Source organism: Thermoplasmata archaeon (assembly GCA_038729465.1).
Lineage (GTDB): Archaea > Thermoplasmatota > Thermoplasmata > Thermoplasmatales > ARK-15 > JAVRLB01.
Map to the genome: position 1 here is coordinate 1 of JAVYRZ010000025.1, position 18,662 is coordinate 18,662.

At 35.8% G+C, this 18,662-nt stretch carries 15 protein-coding genes; 13 read left to right on the forward strand and 2 right to left on the reverse strand.

The features are described from left to right. The first annotated feature begins 531 nt into the window (after nucleotides 1-531). The 8 genes from QXQ25_06050 (at nucleotide 532) to QXQ25_06085 (ending at nucleotide 10,388) form a co-directional block, all read left to right on the forward strand. Entirely contained in the window at nucleotides 532-1,446 is a 915-nt protein-coding gene (locus QXQ25_06050; GenBank protein MEM0161263.1) for an ABC transporter ATP-binding protein, read from the forward strand. Next, nucleotides 1,439-2,533, forward strand: a complete 1,095-nt coding sequence (locus tag QXQ25_06055) for an ABC transporter permease (protein MEM0161264.1) — start codon at nucleotides 1,439-1,441, stop codon at nucleotides 2,531-2,533. Before QXQ25_06050 ends, QXQ25_06055 begins: the two co-directional genes overlap by 8 nt. 296 nt (nucleotides 2,534-2,829) lie before the next feature. Beyond that, nucleotides 2,830-3,417, forward strand: a complete 588-nt coding sequence (locus QXQ25_06060; GenBank protein MEM0161265.1) for a plasmid pRiA4b ORF-3 family protein — start codon at nucleotides 2,830-2,832, stop codon at nucleotides 3,415-3,417. A 257-nt stretch (nucleotides 3,418-3,674) separates the two neighbouring features. Then, nucleotides 3,675-5,261 (forward strand): FAD-binding oxidoreductase, encoded by a 1,587-nt coding sequence (locus QXQ25_06065; GenBank protein MEM0161266.1) that lies wholly within the window; start codon nucleotides 3,675-3,677, stop codon nucleotides 5,259-5,261. Between the two features lie 441 nt (nucleotides 5,262-5,702). After that, on the forward strand, nucleotides 5,703-6,956 hold the full coding sequence (locus QXQ25_06070; GenBank protein MEM0161267.1) for an arginine deiminase family protein: 1,254 nt from the start codon (nucleotides 5,703-5,705) through the stop codon (nucleotides 6,954-6,956). 61 nt (nucleotides 6,957-7,017) lie between these two features. After that, a complete protein-coding gene (locus tag QXQ25_06075; protein MEM0161268.1) occupies nucleotides 7,018-7,746 on the forward strand; it encodes a nucleotidyltransferase family protein in 729 nt (242 codons plus the stop codon). 36 nt (nucleotides 7,747-7,782) lie between these two features. After that, a complete protein-coding gene (locus QXQ25_06080; protein ID MEM0161269.1) occupies nucleotides 7,783-8,712 on the forward strand; it encodes a bifunctional phosphoglucose/phosphomannose isomerase in 930 nt (309 codons plus the stop codon). A gap of 71 nt (nucleotides 8,713-8,783) precedes the next feature. Next, nucleotides 8,784-10,388, forward strand: coding sequence for a fatty acid--CoA ligase (locus QXQ25_06085; GenBank protein ID MEM0161270.1), 1,605 nt, complete (start codon nucleotides 8,784-8,786; stop codon nucleotides 10,386-10,388). Between the two features lie 3 nt (nucleotides 10,389-10,391). On the opposite strand, the gene QXQ25_06090 is transcribed toward QXQ25_06085, so the two are convergent. Next, on the reverse strand, nucleotides 10,392-10,826 hold the full coding sequence (locus tag QXQ25_06090; GenBank protein ID MEM0161271.1) for a universal stress protein: 435 nt from the start codon (nucleotides 10,824-10,826) through the stop codon (nucleotides 10,392-10,394). A 578-nt stretch (nucleotides 10,827-11,404) separates the two neighbouring features. Between QXQ25_06090 and QXQ25_06095 the strand changes: the two genes are divergently transcribed. Together QXQ25_06095 and QXQ25_06100 are read left to right on the forward strand one after the other, a co-directional pair. Then, nucleotides 11,405-13,180 carry a S9 family peptidase gene (locus QXQ25_06095; GenBank protein ID MEM0161272.1) on the forward strand — a complete coding sequence of 592 codons (1,776 nt, stop codon included), beginning with the start codon at nucleotides 11,405-11,407 and terminating at the stop codon, nucleotides 13,178-13,180. A gap of 72 nt (nucleotides 13,181-13,252) precedes the next feature. Further along, nucleotides 13,253-16,297, forward strand: a complete 3,045-nt coding sequence (locus QXQ25_06100) for a S41 family peptidase (protein ID MEM0161273.1) — start codon at nucleotides 13,253-13,255, stop codon at nucleotides 16,295-16,297. Between the two features lie 115 nt (nucleotides 16,298-16,412). Here the strand turns inward: QXQ25_06100 and albA are convergent, their stop codons facing one another. Next, nucleotides 16,413-16,697 (reverse strand): DNA-binding protein Alba, encoded by a 285-nt coding sequence (gene albA, locus QXQ25_06105; protein MEM0161274.1) that lies wholly within the window; start codon nucleotides 16,695-16,697, stop codon nucleotides 16,413-16,415. 534 nt (nucleotides 16,698-17,231) lie between these two features. On the opposite strand from albA, the gene QXQ25_06110 reads away from it, so the two are divergent. The 3 genes from QXQ25_06110 (at nucleotide 17,232) to QXQ25_06120 (ending at nucleotide 18,473) form a co-directional block, all read left to right on the forward strand. Then, nucleotides 17,232-17,693 (forward strand): hemerythrin domain-containing protein, encoded by a 462-nt coding sequence (locus QXQ25_06110; GenBank protein ID MEM0161275.1) that lies wholly within the window; start codon nucleotides 17,232-17,234, stop codon nucleotides 17,691-17,693. A 77-nt stretch (nucleotides 17,694-17,770) separates the two neighbouring features. After that, entirely contained in the window at nucleotides 17,771-18,136 is a 366-nt protein-coding gene (locus QXQ25_06115) for a 4Fe-4S binding protein (GenBank protein MEM0161276.1), read from the forward strand. Next, nucleotides 18,123-18,473 (forward strand): ferredoxin family protein, encoded by a 351-nt coding sequence (locus QXQ25_06120; protein MEM0161277.1) that lies wholly within the window; start codon nucleotides 18,123-18,125, stop codon nucleotides 18,471-18,473. The genes QXQ25_06115 and QXQ25_06120 overlap by 14 nt, the downstream gene beginning before the upstream one ends. The last annotated feature ends 189 nt before the right edge of the window (nucleotides 18,474-18,662 follow it).

Genomic DNA, 18,662 nt, shown 5'->3' on the forward strand with positions numbered 1-18,662 from the left:
ATAGAACCTTTGAGAGCTTGAGTGAGGCAATGAGTTATATAAATAATAGAATAACAGGTAAGAACTTGTTCAAAAAAAGCAATCTTATAAGTATAATCAGGTCACAGAGAACCCTGGATGATCAATATACCTGAAAAATCAGAAAAAGTGCACATATTTTTTAAGAGATGCAGGTCTACATATTCTCTGTATTGCAGGTGTTAAGATTCATTTCAGGATTATAATTCTCCAATATATTAAAATGCACGAAATACATAGAATTTTAACCATCTAAATCTTTCCAGTAGAACTTTTTTTCTAGATGAGCACCTTTTGAAAGTACAATTGTATTCTTTTTCGTTTATGTAAAATCATCAATTTATATTGATTGTCCAAAGCTAAAACTGGATCTGTTCCTTAAAAATGTTTCCAATTAAGGCTATCGATGATATTTTTTGATAATTTTTTATGGAATTATCATATGATTGATTTAATTAACAAACGAGCAATTGAACAAAGTATTAAATAACAGAAATAATTTGAGTGCCTAAAATGACACAACCTGTAATAACAGTTTCAAGTTTAGTAAAGAAATATGGCGATTTTACTGCTGTTAATGGCATTGATTTTCAGATAGAGAGAGGAGAGGTATTTAGTCTTCTAGGTCCCAATGGTGCTGGCAAAACCACAACTGTAGAGATTCTTGAAGGTGTTAGAAAAAGAACCTCTGGTACTGTTATGGTGCTGGGAGAAGATCCTGAAAAAAGCAAGAGCTTAATTTTTAAAGTTGGGATATTGCCTCAAGATTTCTCGTTTATTTATAATAGCACACCACTAGAAGCGCTCAATTTCTACAAAAAAACCATGCACGCTTCTGCAGAGATAAAAGAGATCCTTGAACTTGTGGATTTAAGTGAAAAGATCAACACGCCATACCAATCGCTTTCAGGAGGCCAGAGACAGAAACTTGGCCTTGCCTTGTCTCTGGTCAATGATCCAGAAATATTGTATCTAGATGAACCCACGTCAGGACTTGATCCAAGAGCACGAAGAAACATATGGAAAGTAATAGAAAATTTAAAAAAGAAAGGAAAGAGCATACTTCTGACCACTCATTATCTTGAGGAGGCAGAATTGCTGGCAGAGAGAGTTGCGATAATGAATCATGGAAAGATCATTGATTCAGGTACGCCAAAAGAGATTGTTGAAAGACATCATGAAAATGACCGGCTTATAATACGCGGTGGTGTAGAGATAGAGAATATGATTAAACAAGCAGGATTCAATGCAATCAGAGACGGTGCGTATATAGATGTAAGTTTAAATGATATCAAAGATTCCACAACGCTAATCAATTTTCTGTACGACAAAAAAGCAAAATTTGAAGACTTTACGTTAAAGAGAGAGTCTCTAGAAGACGTGTTTATAAAGATGGTAGGAGAGATTGAAGAAGATGAAAATGAGTAATATTTCAGCCTATTTTATTCTTCACGCTAAATCATATTTCAGATCACGATCTGCCATATTTTTTCAGATTGCATTTCCAGTAATTTTAATGTTGCTCTTCGGTGCTATTTTTTCTGGATCATCTTATACTCCCTCCACTTTGATCGTGCAAAATGATAGTCCTTCCTCTGTTTCTTGGGGCATAATATCTGCAGTAAATGAATCTGGGCTTTTCCATGTGAAAGTTATAGGGCAAAATGTCAATCTGCATGATTACATTGTTAACAATTCGATAGGTGCAGCGTTGTTTATACCTGCTAATTTCACGTCTGCCATTTACTCGGGAAAGCAGGGGTATCTCGTTCTTCAGGGAGAGGCCAGCCCCACGGTTGCAAGTACCAATTTTCAGATGCTAAATGGCATACTTACCCAGGTCAATTACAAATTTGCAAATGTGTCTCAGAAGCTGGTTTTGAGCTCGCAGGTGGCATCTACTACGTCAGACAAGACTGTAAACTATTATGTACCAGGGCTCATAGGATTTACAGTATTGACAACGATGTTTAACATGGTTTATCAGGTTCCAAACTACAGAAAAGAGAAGATATTTAGGCAGCTTTCTTTCAGTGGCCTTACCAAATCAGAGTGGATGGTTGCAAACATACTTCATTCATTCGTAATGTTAATTATATCAGACATAATTCTTGTATTGATAGCGATCGAGGTATTTGGTGCGTCTTTGATATTTACGCCAGTCACGATTTTACTGTCCGGTGTGATTGTTTTTGCAGGGTTAATATTCTTCATGGGCTTAGGAATACTTGCAGGTCTTGTGTCTGACAACGAAGAAACTGTATCAGTGGTCGGAAACCTGATACTGTTTCCAATGATGTTTCTTTCTGGCGTGTTTTTTCCGCTGGCATTTGCTCCACAATATTTGCAGATCATATCCAAATTCCTGCCATTGACCTATTTTATTACTGCTTTGAATTCAACGCTTATTTATGGCAATTACTATACCATCTATTTACAGATTATATTGCTGGCAGTATCATCGCTGATTATATTTTTCGTTGCAGCGAGACTATTTAGCTGGAAACAAAAATGATTAATTTTTACAATAATTAAACTGCAATCTTCTTTTTTGTTATATTCTCCAGATTGATTAGAGCACATATTTGCTATATCTTGTCAAATCTCTGTTGATATGTAAATATTATTTCATTTTGAATATGCTCATAGTTTTTATCCGGGCCATTTAATCTGGATCGTTATCGAAATATGTAGCCTTGTTAACAGATAATATTTCAACGAAGAATGCACAACATCCCTTTTAAGAGATATTTATCTATCACTATGCATTAATATTATCCATCGAGATCATTTGTTATTAATGTGAAAAAAATGGTTAAATCAAAAGCTAAGCAAGTAAAGCTGTTATTTCAAATTAAGATATCATTGAAAGGCATTCGTCCGTCAATATGGAGGAGAGTACTAGTACCTACAGATTTTTCACTTCACCAGTTGCATCTTGTTATTCAGGCCGCAATGGGGTGGGAAAATTATCATCTATACAGGTTCATGATTAATGGGCAAAGTTTTAGCTTACCCGACGAAGATAACTTTTTTGATGAAATGGATTCCAGAAAAACGAGATTAAACAATCTTTTTTTTATGGGAAAATCTCCAAAAATGACATACACATATGATTTCGGTGATAACTGGGAACATAACATTTTGATAGAAAAGATAATTCCTCAGGATCCTGGAGAAACTTATCCAAAATGTATTGGTGGAAAACGAGCTTGCCCACTAGAATATTGTGGCGGTGTATATGGCTATTACGAGCTTTTAGAGGTACTATCAGACCCATCTAATAGAGAGCATGAAAGTATGAAAGAGTGGGCGGGAGAAGACTATGATCCAGAGAAATTTGACATAGAATCAATAAACTCATTTTTAGAAAACTATAATTCTTTAGATTTTTCTTGATTTTTTTGATATTATTTGACTTGTCAAGCATCGTTGAATAAATGCGATAAATAAAAGTGATCTATACTGGATTTTGGCTGAGAGAGTTTTTCTATATTTTTCCTATACCTTCGAACATATGTAGATTTTTTTAATGATCTTACTCTTATACAAATAACAGTAAAAGCTAGTTGAAAACTTTTAAATATTGAATTTACGATTAATTATAATGGTGAATAACTATTGAAGTAAATATAATTAATACATGCGTTCCAAAGATGGAAGATACGAATGACAATGTTTTAATCAGGACTGATGAAAGAGCAACAATTGAAAACTATTTGATGGACGAATCATCAATTTTTCATGGCATTGCAGATTCTGTTTTATATCCAACAGACGAACACCAGGTTTCGGAAATATTTAAAGAGGCAAACAATAAAAAAATTAAGATAACTATTTCAGGGGCTGGAACTAGTGTTACTGGTTCCAGAGTGCCTTTGGGTGGCTCTGTTTTGAGCACTGAGCTTTTCACGCATGTATTATCGCTTTCAAACACTGGAAAAATGATCAGTTTTAAAGATATTAAAAATGATGGTACTATTTTCATAGGCTATGATAAAGATGGTCCTTATGCAATAGCGCCGCCAGGAATATCTTTAGGATTATTTAAAAAATTGGTAGAACAGAACGGATTTTACTATCCTCCAGATCCGACAGAGAGTTCAGCATCGCTCGGTGGCACGGTAGCTACAAATGCTTCTGGTGCGAGAACTTATTATTATGGCAGTACAAGAGATTATGTGAAACGGATCAGAGTAGTAATTCCTGAGGGAGAGGTATTAAACATAAAAAGGGGTGAAGTTTTTGCCAAAAACAATAGATTCAAAATAATGAAAGACGGCAAAATAAAGTATGAAATAAAGTTACCAAGATATATAATGCCAAACGTTAAAAAAAATGCAGCAGGGTATTTTAACAGGCCGGGAATGGATCTCATAGATCTGTTTATTGGTGCAGAGGGAACATTAGGGTTAATCACAGAGATAGAAGTAAAGTTGCTAGCTAAGCCTTCAGATGCCTATACTTTTTTTGCAGTTTACAATAGTGAGGCAGCGGCGATAGAGCTGGTAAAAAAACTGAAAACAGAAAAAGATGCGCAGATACTGGCTATAGAATTTTTTGATAGCCATTCAATAGAACTGATCCGGGAAACATATCCCAAAAAAATACCGACCGGTTCAAAAAGCATAATCTATTTTGAATTAAACCTACTGAACAAGGAAAAATTGTATCATATTTTGGATCTTGTTAAAAACTGTGAGTATTTATTTTCCAATAAAGGATTCAGCATTAACACGATCTTGTTGTCTGAAGATGAGGCAAAAGATATTAGGCATTCTCTTCCAGAGTCCATAAACCATAAATTAAGGAGTTTAAATTTACCAAAAGTTGCAACTGACATTGCTGTACCAGAAGGAAAACTAGACGAAATGCTTGAAGTGTATCATAATATTGGAGACTTTGCAAATGTGAAATATGCATTGTTCGGACATATAGGCGATAATCATCTCCATTTCAACTTTATACCGGCAAATCAACAAGAGCTAAAATCAGCAATAGCTGCTTGCTTATTATTATGGAAAAGAGGCGTTGAGCTAGGTGGCACTGTTACTGCTGAGCATGGTGTTGGAAAAAAATTTTACATAGAAAACAACGAGAAAAAACCATTGATAGAGTTAATGTATGGAAAAGAAGGGTTAATGGATATTGCCAGGATCAAGCATGTTTTAGACCCAAATCATATTTTGAATATTGGAAACATTATACCAGAATATTTTTTAGATATTTTCAGCTGCAGCTGAAACATTGCATTTATCGTTTTAGCATCTAACTTGCCATTGTTTATAATGTTCTAAAGAAGAGTATAGGCTAGCTTTTGTTTCTTTAGCATATTGATTTAAACCTTTACACATATTTTAAAATGGTTGAAACACTCTTATGATTTGTATTTTGGCAATGTTCATGATATGTTCCTTACTTGATAATTAGTATGTTTAGTCCTGCCTTTTCATGCTTTTATGCTGCCGCTGTATTAGCGGGTTCTATATACAAAGATAAAATTTATGTTAATATGAAAATAGCAGATTGTAGCGATATTTTCAAACTTTCAGTAGTTTCTTAGATATATAATAAAAAATATGAATGATGAAAAAATTAAATATTACAAAAGTTCCCTGAAAAATTTTTTAATACCTCATCAATATTTAAAAACCATTAAGTAATGCAATAATATTAGCCATTTTATGATCGCAAAAGCAGAATGGCAAACATTAAATGAAGTAATGATTCACAGGCCTTCGGTAGAAATAGAATATGCTATGCTTACACCCAAGGCTTTTCTTTTTGAGCGTGTTTACAGAGTGCAGAAAGCAATAGAAGAGCACATAAAACTCGAAGAGATACTAAAACAAAACAATGTGCAAGTTTACAGATTAGAACATGAAATTGTAAAAAATGCAGAATATTCAGGATTGTTCAGGGATAATATTATCGATTACCTGATTTCCAAAATTCGCTTTTATGGAAATATAAAAGTGAAAAAAGATGCTGAAATAGAGCTAAAAAAGAACATAGGAAACCTGGACAGTAAAACATTATTTGACCTGATGGTTCTTGAGCCTTCAATAGTGTTTAAAAGCAACATAGGAACCATAGAGTATCCATCTGTTTACTCTAACTTGCCTCTTGCAAACTTATATTTTATGCGGGATCAACAGGCAGTAGCAGGAAACGGAGTAATAATAGGAAATATGAAAATGGAGCAGAGAAAAAGAGAGATAGATCTTACTATGTTTGTAATCAAAAACATTTTTGGAGAAAACAATGCTTTTAATATTCCAAAAGGTGCACATTTTGAGGGCGGTGATTTCATGCCGGCGGATAAATTTGCAATTATAGGTACTGGATCAAGAACTGATGAAAAAGGGGCGTTACATGCAATGAAATCGGGAAAGATTGAAACAGACGAGATTCTAGTTGTTGAAAACCCAATTTACGATTTTTCAAAAAATGACAAGATGGTAAACATGCATCTTGACACCTATTTTAACATAGCTGGAGACGGTCTTGCAATAACATCGACATATCTTGCGAAGAGGGCAAAAGCGCAGATATTTGCAAAGCGATCTGCTGGCAATTATGAGAATCTGGGAAAAACCACGCTTTTTGACTATTTAAGGTCCAAAGATTTTAATTTTATAGATCTTTCAATACCGGAACAATTAGCATATTCATCAAATTTCCTGACTATAAAAGATAAGAAGATTATTACGGTGAATGTAAAAAAAGTAATTGAGCGATTGTTGTCAATTAGGGCATTTGATGTCGCCACCGAGAATGTTGTAAAAAAAGAGCTAGAGAAGATAGGTAATTCTATATTTCCAAACAGGCCGGACCTGAAAAGAGAAGGTATAGATTTCATAAATGCAGATCTGATAGAATTAACAGGCGGCTATGGTGGAGCGCACTGTATGACTGCAACATTAAACAGGTCATAAGTTTTTACAATTACTGAAAATTTAAAGAATATTTAAATATTGATAAACAATCATATTTTCAATGATATCAATAATACTGGCTGCCGGGCAGGGAACTAGGTTGAGACCGTTAACATACGCAATACCCAAAGTTTTATTGCCCGTTAACGGTAAGGTTGTTTTAGAATATCTGCTTGATAACATAAAAAATGTAGATGTAGAACATACCTATGTAGTAGTATCTGAGCATGCTGATCTTGTAACCACATACATAAAAAAAGCGAACTTGGAAAACGTGTCTGTGATCAGAGGGTTAGGCTGGGAAACCGGAGGCGATCTCTCAATAGCGTTTGAAGAAATTAACAAGACTGATGATTACATTGTTTTAAATGGAGATATAGTAACAGATCTAGATCTTGCCATGTTATATGAGTTTCACAGGAACAAGAGACCGTATGTAAGCATGTCCTTAATAAAATTTGAAGATCCAGAGCTGGTGAAAAGGTTTGGGCAGATTGAGGTAGATGGAGAGATTGTAACAAAATTTTTAGAAAAGACAACGTACCGAAAAGGTGGGTATGTAAATGTTGGATTCTATATTTTTGACCGTGATTTTATAAATGTGAGATCTAAATATATGGTCACTCGAAAATTCAAGATCGAACATGATCTGTTTCCAATGCTTGCGAGAGAGAAAAAGCTGTATGGAAAATTAATGAAGAGTGGTTACTGGTGGGACGTGGGTACTTTAGAATCGTACATAGAGGCAGAAAATAACCTGATTCAGTACTTTATGAAACATAAAAAGTGAAAATATTAATATATCATCGTTCATAATAGTGTTATCATGAAATTCATCGAGGAGCTCAAGACACTTAAAGAGCAGGTTAAGTTTGATTCAAAGTTTAATATTGACAAAGATTACGAAAATATAGTCATTGCAGGTATGGGAGGATCTGGCATAGTAGGTAGCATATTTAAGGAACTTTACACGCTCAAGCCGGTTGTTCTAGTTGACGACTATTACATACCAGATTTTGTGAACGAAAAAACATTATTCATATCCATAAGTTATTCTGGAAACACGGAAGAAACACTTAATGCCACAGATTTAGCTATAGAGAAAAAAGCGACCGTGCTCGCGATCACGTCTGGCGGAAAGCTGGGGGAAAAAGGTGTGCAGAATGTAACTGTGCCGAAAGGATTGCAGCCCCGCTCTTCGATCGGGTACATGCTCATGCCTCTTTTAAACACGTTTATGCCGCAGAGCAAAAAGAGAATTGACAATGTGCATCGCATACTGGATGAAATGGACCAGAACAATGAGCATATAAAAGCGCAGGCTTACGAGATTTTTAAAGATAACAGCATTCCCGTGATTTATGGGCACTATCCGTTCAAGGCGGTGGCGTATCGCTGGAAAACCCAGTTTAATGAAAACTCAAAGATCATCGCATATTCAAACTCTTTTCCAGAGCTGAACCATAATGATACCATGCCACTGAGAGACACTTACAGAAAGAGCAATTTCATATTTTTCACATTTTCATCTTCAAATGATAAGATAAAAAAGAGGATCAGCATAACAGCAGACATAACAAAAACATTTTTTGTAATGATCGATCCCATAGGAAGTTCGATCTTTGAAAAGTTGTTTTACCTGATCCACTACGGTGACTACTTAAGCTACCATCTTGCAAACTATCGCGAGATGAGACCTGATGATGTGGGAATCATAGAAGAGCTGAAGCTGAGAATGAAAACTGCAAAAGGCTAAAAATAATTTTTAAAAATATAATTAAATATTGAAAAAATGTTTAAATAATACAATAATATTATAATAAAAATATGGATAGTGAATATAGTTATCAACTAAATTTTAAAAACCTTTTTGCAAACACACTGAGAAACTATGGAGACAGAGAAATAAATTACAGAAACAAGGAAAAATACACGTTTAGAGAATTTTACAAGAGAGTGTCAGGGCTGGCAGCAGGGCTCGAGAGCATAGGAGTGAAGAAAGGAGATATTGTGGCTGTAATAGACTGGGACACAAACAGGTATATGGAATGTTATTTTGCAATACCCATGCTCGGTGCTATAATGCACACTGTAAACATCCGATACCCTCCAGAGCTGATCTATTATACCATGCATCATGCAGAGGATAAATACGTAATTTTGAGAGACGAGTTCTTGCCTGTGCTGGAAAAGAGCCAGAGTCTGTTTGATTTTGTGAGTGCATGGATCGTGTATAATGAAGATCATAAACCGATTTCCACAACACTCAAACCCTTTTATAACTACGATGATCTGATCCTAAAAACAGGATATGAATTTCCAGACCTTGACGAAAACACAACTTCCACAATATTCTATACTTCAGGCACTACAGGCATGCCCAAAGGTGTGACATTCACACAGCGAAACCTGACCATGCATACATTAGCGTTGCAGGAAGGATTGACCATTCCGCCATTGAATTTAACGAACCAGGACGTATTTATGACCTTAGTACCGATGTTTCATGTGCATTCATGGGGTATTCCCTATTTAGCATATCTGTCAGGATACAAGTATGTATTGCCCGGCAGATATGATGTTCCGACAATGCTCAATCTGATCAAGTCTGAAAAAGTCACGTTTTCTGCAATGGTTCCATCGATCCTATACATGATTCTAACAGCTCCGAACATTGAAGATTATCGTGAATATCTGAAAGGATGGAAAGTGATCATTGGCGGTGCAGCACTGCCCAAGGGCCTAGCACTGAAAGCAAAGTCGCTTGGAATCACTACTATCGGTGCTTACGGGCTCTCAGAAACCGCACCGTTGTTGACCGTTGCATTATTTAATGACAAGGTTACCAATTTACCAGAAGAACAGAAATTCGAGTATATGATCTCTACAGGCATACCTGTACCGATGGTAGATTTAAAAGTAGTAGACCAGAATTTTAGTGAGGTGCCCTGGGACCGAAAAAGCGTGGGAGAGATCGTGGTTCATGCACCTTGGCTTACAAAAGGCTATTATAAAGATCCTGAAAAGTCAAAACTATTATGGAAAGGTGGCTGGCTCAACACTGGTGACCTGGCAGTAGTAGATGATAAAGGGTACATAACGATTGTGGATCGTGAAAAAGATGCTGTGAAAAGCGGTGGCGAGTTCATACCTTCGCTCGTGCTCGAAAACGTGATTAGCGAGTGCAAGGGTGTGGGTGAGGTTGCAGTTGTTGGTGCACCCAGCGAAAAGTGGGGCGAAAGACCTGTCGCGTTCATCACTGTCGTGAGCGATATTAAAGAGAAAGATGTATATGAGCATCTGGATAAGTATGTGGAAGTTGGAAGAATACAGAAATGGTGGGTGCCTGACAAGATAACGATCATTGAGACCATGCCAAAAAGCAGCACTGGCAAGATTGACAAGAAAGAACTGCGCAGCAAGATAAAATAAATATTATTTTTTGTACGGCACTACGAGCACCGGAACATTACTGTTCTGGATCAGGTAGTTGCTTACACTGCCCATGAACAGCGAACCTATCTTTCCAAGCCCTCTGCTTCCCGACACTATAAGATCTGCGTGCTCGTAGTTTGCAATCTTGATAATCTCGTAGCCAGGATTGGATGCGCTGGTAAAAACATGCCTTAATTCTACATTTATTTTCGAGCCATCATATATACCTTTCAATGTGTTTTTCAAGTCTGTCAGCAGCTCTGATAATTCATCAAATTCTTTGGGACCGCTGAACGTGTTCAACACGATCGGGCATTTTACATTCTTTGGGCAAACAAGGATCGCTAAAATATCATCAATGTTCAGTTTTTTTGTATATTCTGCAGCAGCAACTGATCCGTTTGACTCGTCGAAACACAAAATAGTTTTGTTCATTAATAACTGAAATAGCAATAAAATATTTAAAAATTGCTCAAATTTATATTATGTTAAATAAATTAGTCATAAATAAATGTTAATAGTATTTTTATAAATAAATATGGCATAATGATCATATTATTATATTAAAAAGGACGATTATAAAAAATAAACATTTTAATAACAATTTCCTGTTTGAAAAAGTATAAATTAATATTTGAAGTTTAAAACGATAGTGCATTATGATTGCGTTAATAACGGATTCTCTATATTCATCAGATATTATTTTCAAGCCCCTATATTTTGCAGCAACAATTTTCATAGCCGCACAAAATGCATTCTCTTTCCTTTTCAATTTATTTTCAAGATCCCATGTGACCACTCTATATTTTTCCATAATAAAACTATAATATATGTGAATTTTCAGTTGAAATCTTAGCAATTAACATATCCCATAAATTAGAAAATGTTCATATTAAATGATTCAGATAAAATCTATGGCTTCGGTAAAATGAAACAATATTTACTTATCAAAGAACAATTGAAGACGTGTTTTAATGGAAAAATTAAATAATGTTTTTAGTATTGTTATAATTATGAAAGCTCCAACGATAGAGGATCTTCTAAGCTTAAAAAACATAGATCAGGTTTCCATAAGTGCATCTGGAAAGTTTGTGGCGGCAGTAGTATCAGATAATTTTAGAGAGTACAAGAAAAAAAGTGAAAAGACAGATCTGGTCATATACGATTCGTCTTTGAATGAACTTGAAAAAATAGAGGGATACGGAATACATTCTCTCTCATTTTCAAAAGATGATTTATTGCTATACGTGTATGAAGACCTGCTAAACGTTTATAATGTCGGCACAAAAAACAAGATTTCAATCAAATTTAACGGCGATATTAAAGATGCAAAATGGTACTGTAACAACATACTTTTCACGGGCCATGAAAAAGTTGATGAAAAAGTGGAAGACTCCTATTTTTATGAAGAATCTGACCAGTATGATGACCTCTATCTTTTGGATTTTAAAGAAGGAACTAAAAAGATTACAAAAAACAGGCAAATCTGGGAATTTGACACGGACGGTAAGAATATAATCGTAGTGGGTTCAGATGCGCCGCAGGAGAGTTCATGGTACAGATCAAAATTGTACACAGTTGATTTATTGGGTAACATGAAGATAGTATATGCTCCGGAGAAGAGACAGATTGGAAAGATAAGAATATCCGGAAACAATATTGCATTCATAGAATCATTGATGAGCGATCGCGGCGTAGTTTCAGGGGATGTAATCCTTATTGATAATGGAACTGTCAAGAACCTGACAGAAAACGATGCTGCAAGTTACTCGCACATAGAATTTGATGAAGATTCAAAGGGCATAGAGTTAATATTGCTAAAAAATGAAAAGACAAAATTCACGATCTTGAAATATTACAAGAAAGAAAAGATCTGGGAAGGGACAGGTATAGTATATCCTGCTTTTTCTCCATCATTTTCATACAGTAAAAAGAGAACCGTGTTTACATATTCTGACCCTGCAAACCCTCCAGAAATCTTGTTGTTAAACAAGAGTGTTAAGAGATCAAACATCAATGTCAAATTAAGGGATATTGAACAATATCCATCCAAGCTGGTTGAATGGATAGCAAGTGACGGCAAAAAGATATACGGGTTATTGAGAGTCAAGAATCCAGAAGATCCGTTAATAGTTTACGTTCATGGCGGGCCAACCTCATTTTCATACTCATCGTTCATAGACCGGGCGTCCATATTTTTAGGCTATGACTTCTCTGTTTTTCTGCCCAATTACAGAGGCAGTGTTGGCATGGGGCGAAACTATGCAGAATCGAACCGGGGTGATCTGGGAGGCATGGATTTTGAGGATATAGTTCAGGGCGTAGAGTTTTTAAGAAAAACAAAAAAGATACATACTGATCGAATCTACATAACTGGTGGCTCGTATGGCGGATACATGTCTGCACTGGCTATAATGAAGTCAGATGTTTTCAAAGCTTCAGTTTCATTGTTTGGCATAGCGGACTGGATCAGTTTCCATGGCACATCGAACGGTTATGACTGGGACAGAATTCATTTTGATACCGACCCTTACAAGTTTGATAAATATGATAAATACTCGCCGATCAGGATCAAGCATGATATAAAAACGCCGATACTGCTTATGCATGGTATTAATGATCCAATCGTGCCGATCGGGCAGTATTATGAGTTTTACAGGTTTGTTAAGGAGATGGGAAAGGAGGTTCATCTGCTCGTATTTCCGAGGGAAGGACACGGATTTAGTGAGATGGAACACAAAAAAAGGCAGTATAATGAAACAATAAAGTTTTTCAATGATCATCGCTAAAGTAACGATATATTACTGCTTTCCAAAACCTGCAGCATAGGTTTAAAATATTAGTTTGTATATAATACAGCCATGTTTGCATATTGTATGTATCCGCACATAATAAACGACACGATTGCATTTGTTGCAGAAGATGATCTATGGTTAATTAATGAAGGCAGCATACCGCAGAGGATCACTACCAATTTTGGAATAGTCAAGTATCCAAAAATATCACCAGATAAAAAATGGATTGCGTTTAACGTTCTTTTACCAAATTCTGGGTCAGAAATATACCTTATAAACATTACTGGGGGAGTTCCTCAAAGATTGACCTATTTAGAATCTGCATCTACAAAGCTGGTGGCTTGGTCTGAAGATTCAAAATATGTCATATTTGCCTCAGATTACGGCAGGCCTTTTAAAAGATGGATTGAGCTGTTTAAAGTACCAGTATCTGGAGGAGAACCAGAACGACTAAAATATGGTGTTGCAAATGACATTATAATAAATTCAAAGTTTATTTTGCTAGGCAGGCACCTTGCAGATCCTGCAAAATGGAAAAGATATCGTGGTGGGACTGCCGGCAAGTTCTGGATTTCTCGCAACCATGCTAAATTTGTTCCGTTTTTAAGCAACATAAATGGAAACTTGACAGATCCAATGTTTGTAAAACATAGATTTTACTTTGTTTCAGATCACGAGGGTGTTGGCAGATTATATTCTTGTAACGAATCAGGAGAGGACCTTATAGCACATACTAACAACAAAGATTACTATGTCCGCAATGCTTCGACAGATGGCAAAAAAATAGTATATCAGATGGCAGGAGACATATACATCTATGATCCTACATCAAAAGATAACAGAAAGGTAGAGATATCTATAAACAGCAGCAAAACTCAGATTTTACCTCGTTTTTTAGACGAACCGCTGAAATTCTTAGAGTGTATGGACATCAGTGGAGATTCAATACTGTTAAATATACGGGGCAAGATATATAATATGCACAATTGGGAAGGGCCGGTATTTGTAAAAGACAGCATTAGATACAGATTGCCAAAATATATAGATGATCATACATTTTGTGCTATATATGATGGCTCAGACGCTGAAGAGCTGGTAATATTCGGGGACAGGGAAAAACATATTAAATTAAATGTGGGGCTGATCAATAATCTGGCTGTTTCCCCGGCCAGAGACAAGATAATACTGACAAATAACAGGCTAGATCTGGTTCTGGTAGACCTAAAAACAGAGATAGTAAAAATAATAGACCATGCTCTGAACGGAGAGTTTAAAGATATTTCATTTTCAGCAGATGGAAAGTATATAGCATATTCTATATCAAACAAGATCAATAAAACCAATTTGAGAATTAGAGATCTGGAGAGCATGGAGTTCAAGGATATTAACAGCACGTATCGATTTGATTATTCTCCGGCTTTTGATCCAGATGGCAGGTTTTTATATTTTATATCGTTGACCGGATTCAGCCCGGTCGAAGACATGGTTCAGTTTGAGCTCAGCTTTCCGCTGGCTGCAAACATATATCTGATAACACTGTCAGACCTGACCAGATCCCCGTTTTTAGAGCCTTTGTCAGATAGCTCAACCAACAAAAGCATAGAATTTAAAGAATTAGAACATAGAATTGTGAAATTTCCGATCCCTGCTGGAAATTACACTAAGCTTTTAGCCATAAAAGATGGGATACTGTACTTGTCAGTACCCATAAAAGGCAAGGCTGCAGATACAATGAGCACAGTTCCGAATAATGGAGATCTGCATATTTACAAATTAAAAGATAAAAAAGACGATATTTTAGTTAAGGATATTGAAGATTTTGTCATTTCTGCAGATTTAAAGAGGCTGGCATATAAATCTAGCAAAGGGGTCAGAGTTGTAAACATAGCAGATAAAATCGAAGACAAGGGAGATATTCCAGGCTCTGAATCAGGTTATATAGATATGAAAAGAATAAAACCTTTAATAGAGCCCGAGAAAGAGTTCAAGCAGATGTTAAGAGAATCATGGAGATTGATGAAAGAAAATTACTGGACCTCTTCTTCAAAGATCGCATGGGATCGTATTTATGAAAAATATGAATCTTTGCTAAGCAAAGTAACTACTCGCGCAGAGTTATCAGATCTTATATGGGAACTGCAGGGAGAATTGGGAACCTCTCATGCTTATGAACTTGGTGGTGATTACAGTACCCTCAAAACCGAGAAAATCGGCTTTTTAGGCGCTGAATTTAAGTTTGACGGAGAAGGATACGTGATTACAAAAATTAATGAAGGCAGGTTAGATCAAGTATCTCCATTGCGGGCTCCCGGATTAAATGTAAAAGAAGGAGATAAGATTATGGCCATAAACGGCATGCCTCTCAATTCCGAGCTTTCTCCAAACAGAGCACTGATAAACTATGCAAACGAGCCGGTATCTATTACTATTAAAAGCGGAGGAACTGTTAATAACATTACTGTTAAAACGCTGGATAATCCCACTCCGTTATTATATCGTGAATGGGTTGAAAAGAATAAGAAGTACGTATCTGAAAAGAGCGAAGATAAGGTAGGATATGTTCATATTCCTGACATGGGATATACTGGTTATGCTGAGTTTCACAGATCTTATTTTGAAGAATACAATAAGAAAGCATTAATAGTAGACATTAGATACAACAGTGGCGGATTTGTGTCAAGCTTATTATTAGAAAAACTGAACAGGAAAGTAATTGGTTTTGACGAGCCCAGACACGGGCTTCACATCAGCTATCCTAACGAATCAGTGCAGGGGCCGATCGTTGCCATAACAAATGAGGATGCTGGCTCTGACGGTGATGTATTTAGCCACGCGTTTAAGCTGTTTAAGTTAGGTCCGCTCATCGGGAAGAGAACTTGGGGTGGAGTGATAGGAATTAATCCAAAACGCTTGCTCATTGACGGAACTATAGTAACACAGCCAGAATTTGCATTTTGGTTTAAAGATGTGAAATTCAATGTTGAAAATTACGGGACAGACCCTACAATCGACATAGACATCACGCCTGACGATTATATGAATAATATAGATACACAGCTTGATAAAGCTATAGAAACAGCATTGAAAATGCTAAAAAAATCAAGCGATTAAATCATCTGCTTACCTGAACTTTCCAATGAAAAAATTAAGATGGTATAAAATATCCACTGCAATATCAGTTTTGCAATGTTTCTAGAAGCAATTAAAAAATAGTGAAAGAGGTATATTACATCTTCATACTAATTTCGATAGAAGATACATTACTTTCTCTGCCATCCTCATTTTTCAATTTCTCAGTTTCTATTTTTACCTCTGATTTTACATCTGGCAAAAATCGATGTTTAACTATCTCTGCTATGTCTACTGCCTGAGAGATTGAATGCCCTCTCGCTTTTATGATCACTAGCTTAGATCCGTTTTTAAACTGTGTGATCACTGCAAGAACATAGTTCATGGTCGGCTTCTTTCCTATATATACTATATTTTCATTGCTTTTTTGTATTTCTGTCATATTCAGTACCTCTGTAAGATTGTCTTTTTAATATTGTAATGTTTAATACTACTTATATTTTTGGTATTTTTCTTTGACGAGAATCGACGATTAGATCATTTTTAAATCTGAGCTAGCATAGTGCATATTTTTAATCATTTTTAGTATAAGGCAGATAGCTAACACAAAATTGATATTATAAAAATACGTATTATACATAAAAAATTGTGTATAAAAATATTTTTTATCTAACTGTATATTATCGGCATAGCTATTTTTATAACTGTTCACCATTATGTTGTTAAAAGTCTCCAAAAATCACTTGTTTTACCGAAACAAGGATATATTTGATTGATAATATACTAATCATGGATAAAATATTTGTAAAGTGTAAGGATAATCAAGAGATCTTTGATTTGCTTGTCCTGAGAATTGAAAAACTTGAAGAAAAGGTCAAAGTCTTAAAAGATAAACAGAATGAATATGTCATAAATCACCAAATCATTGGCTGAAATAGACAAAGATCCTTACATAAAAGACTATAGGTGAAACAAAATGAGCTTGAAAGAAAACATAGATTTTAAAGGTTCGATTGCAACGCAATCTTTGAGAAACCAGCACATTGAGACAGTAGATATAGCAGAAGGATATCTTGCTGGCAAAGTTTCTGAAACGGATTTTGTAGCACATATAAATTCTCTCTTATCCTATCATTTTAAAATCGAGGAGGAGATCCTGTATCCTGCGTTTAAGCCATACCTTGAAAAATATTTGCCGTACATGGAGCCTATAAAGATGGTGCTTGCAGAGCATAACGGAATTAGAAATTTGCTGAAAAAGGCAAATGAAGGTATAGAAAGGACTCAGAACTTGCACAGCATTGCAGAGCTTCTGCTCCAGCATGTGTACAAAGAAGAAAACGGGGTGTTTAAGCAGATTGACCAGTACATGCCAGATTCTGTGAAAGAGAAGATAGAAAAAAAGATTAGCGAATTCATGGATAAAAACAGAACCTGACCATTAAAACATGCCAGTTTTTATTAAATAGTCAGATTTAAATATCTAAATGTAATACCCTTATTATGGTGATTTAAATGTCAAATGCGAAAAACTGGCATACTATAGATCGAGCGCAATTTAGTTGGGCTCCGTCTATAAATTCAGAAACTTGCACTGGATGTGGATTGTGCTTATTATCGTGCGGAAACGGTGTATTTGGATGGAACGAAAAAGACTCTATGCCGATAGTTCAGAATCCTGGTAGTTGCGTGCTAGGATGCACTACTTGTGGCAAGCTGTGTCCTGAAAACTCGATCACGTTTCCTGAAGATCCAAAAAAGTTCATAATGAGTCTGATCACAAAGTACAAGATCTATCCAACTGTCAAAAAAGAGCTGGAAGAGAGGCTTGCTAAATTTCCAGATCATGAGATTAAAGGTGGTAAAAATGGCAGCATCTAATTTTTCAAAGTGGCATGGAATAGATAGAGCTAGCATACCATGGTATCCAATCATAGACGAAAAAAAGTGTACTGGCTGTGGAATGTGCGTGGTTACATGCTCTGAAAAAAGAAATGTGTTTGGGTTTGATGTAGAAAAGAAGAAGGCGGTAGTGCTCTATCCTGAGAACTGCATGGTTGGCTGTAATAACTGTCAAGTCAGCTGTCTGTGGAACGCTATATCATATCCTGAAAACGCCATCTCTCAAATTAAAGACATGGCCAAGGAGCTTGTAAATAACAAAGTCATTGAAAGCGAGCTTAGAGAGAGACTTCAGGCCAATATGGTAAAACAATAAAACTCTCTTATTTTTATAATAAACATTATAATTTTAGTTGCAATACTGGCTACGAATGTATTCTAACATAAAATTAGCGATATTTTCAAGGATACTGGTGAGTTTTAGTTACGGATATATAATACTGACATACTCCCCACCCTAAAGGGTTGGAGGTTCTAAGGTCTCCATCATTCTTGAAGTTGCCTC

Bases quoted from the DNA above. Each gene is read 5' to 3' on its own strand.
- QXQ25_06075 (MEM0161268.1), top strand. From the start codon at position 7,018: ATGATATCAATAATACTGGCTGCCGGGCAGGGAACTAGGTTGAGACCG.
- QXQ25_06055 (MEM0161264.1), top strand. From the start codon at position 1,439: ATGAGTAATATTTCAGCCTATTTTATTCTTCACGCTAAATCATATTTC.
- QXQ25_06070 (MEM0161267.1), top strand. From the start codon at position 5,703: ATGATCGCAAAAGCAGAATGGCAAACATTAAATGAAGTAATGATTCAC.
- QXQ25_06050 (MEM0161263.1), top strand. From the start codon at position 532: ATGACACAACCTGTAATAACAGTTTCAAGTTTAGTAAAGAAATATGGC.
- QXQ25_06095 (MEM0161272.1), top strand. From the start codon at position 11,405: ATGAAAGCTCCAACGATAGAGGATCTTCTAAGCTTAAAAAACATAGAT.
- QXQ25_06090 (MEM0161271.1), bottom strand. From the start codon at position 10,826: ATGAACAAAACTATTTTGTGTTTCGACGAGTCAAACGGATCAGTTGCT.
- QXQ25_06080 (MEM0161269.1), top strand. From the start codon at position 7,783: ATGAAATTCATCGAGGAGCTCAAGACACTTAAAGAGCAGGTTAAGTTT.
- QXQ25_06060 (MEM0161265.1), top strand. From the start codon at position 2,830: ATGGTTAAATCAAAAGCTAAGCAAGTAAAGCTGTTATTTCAAATTAAG.
- QXQ25_06085 (MEM0161270.1), top strand. From the start codon at position 8,784: ATGGATAGTGAATATAGTTATCAACTAAATTTTAAAAACCTTTTTGCA.
- QXQ25_06110 (MEM0161275.1), top strand. From the start codon at position 17,232: ATGAGCTTGAAAGAAAACATAGATTTTAAAGGTTCGATTGCAACGCAA.
- albA (MEM0161274.1), bottom strand. From the start codon at position 16,697: ATGACAGAAATACAAAAAAGCAATGAAAATATAGTATATATAGGAAAG.
- QXQ25_06120 (MEM0161277.1), top strand. From the start codon at position 18,123: ATGGCAGCATCTAATTTTTCAAAGTGGCATGGAATAGATAGAGCTAGC.
- QXQ25_06100 (MEM0161273.1), top strand. From the start codon at position 13,253: ATGTTTGCATATTGTATGTATCCGCACATAATAAACGACACGATTGCA.
- QXQ25_06065 (MEM0161266.1), top strand. From the start codon at position 3,675: ATGGAAGATACGAATGACAATGTTTTAATCAGGACTGATGAAAGAGCA.
- QXQ25_06115 (MEM0161276.1), top strand. From the start codon at position 17,771: ATGTCAAATGCGAAAAACTGGCATACTATAGATCGAGCGCAATTTAGT.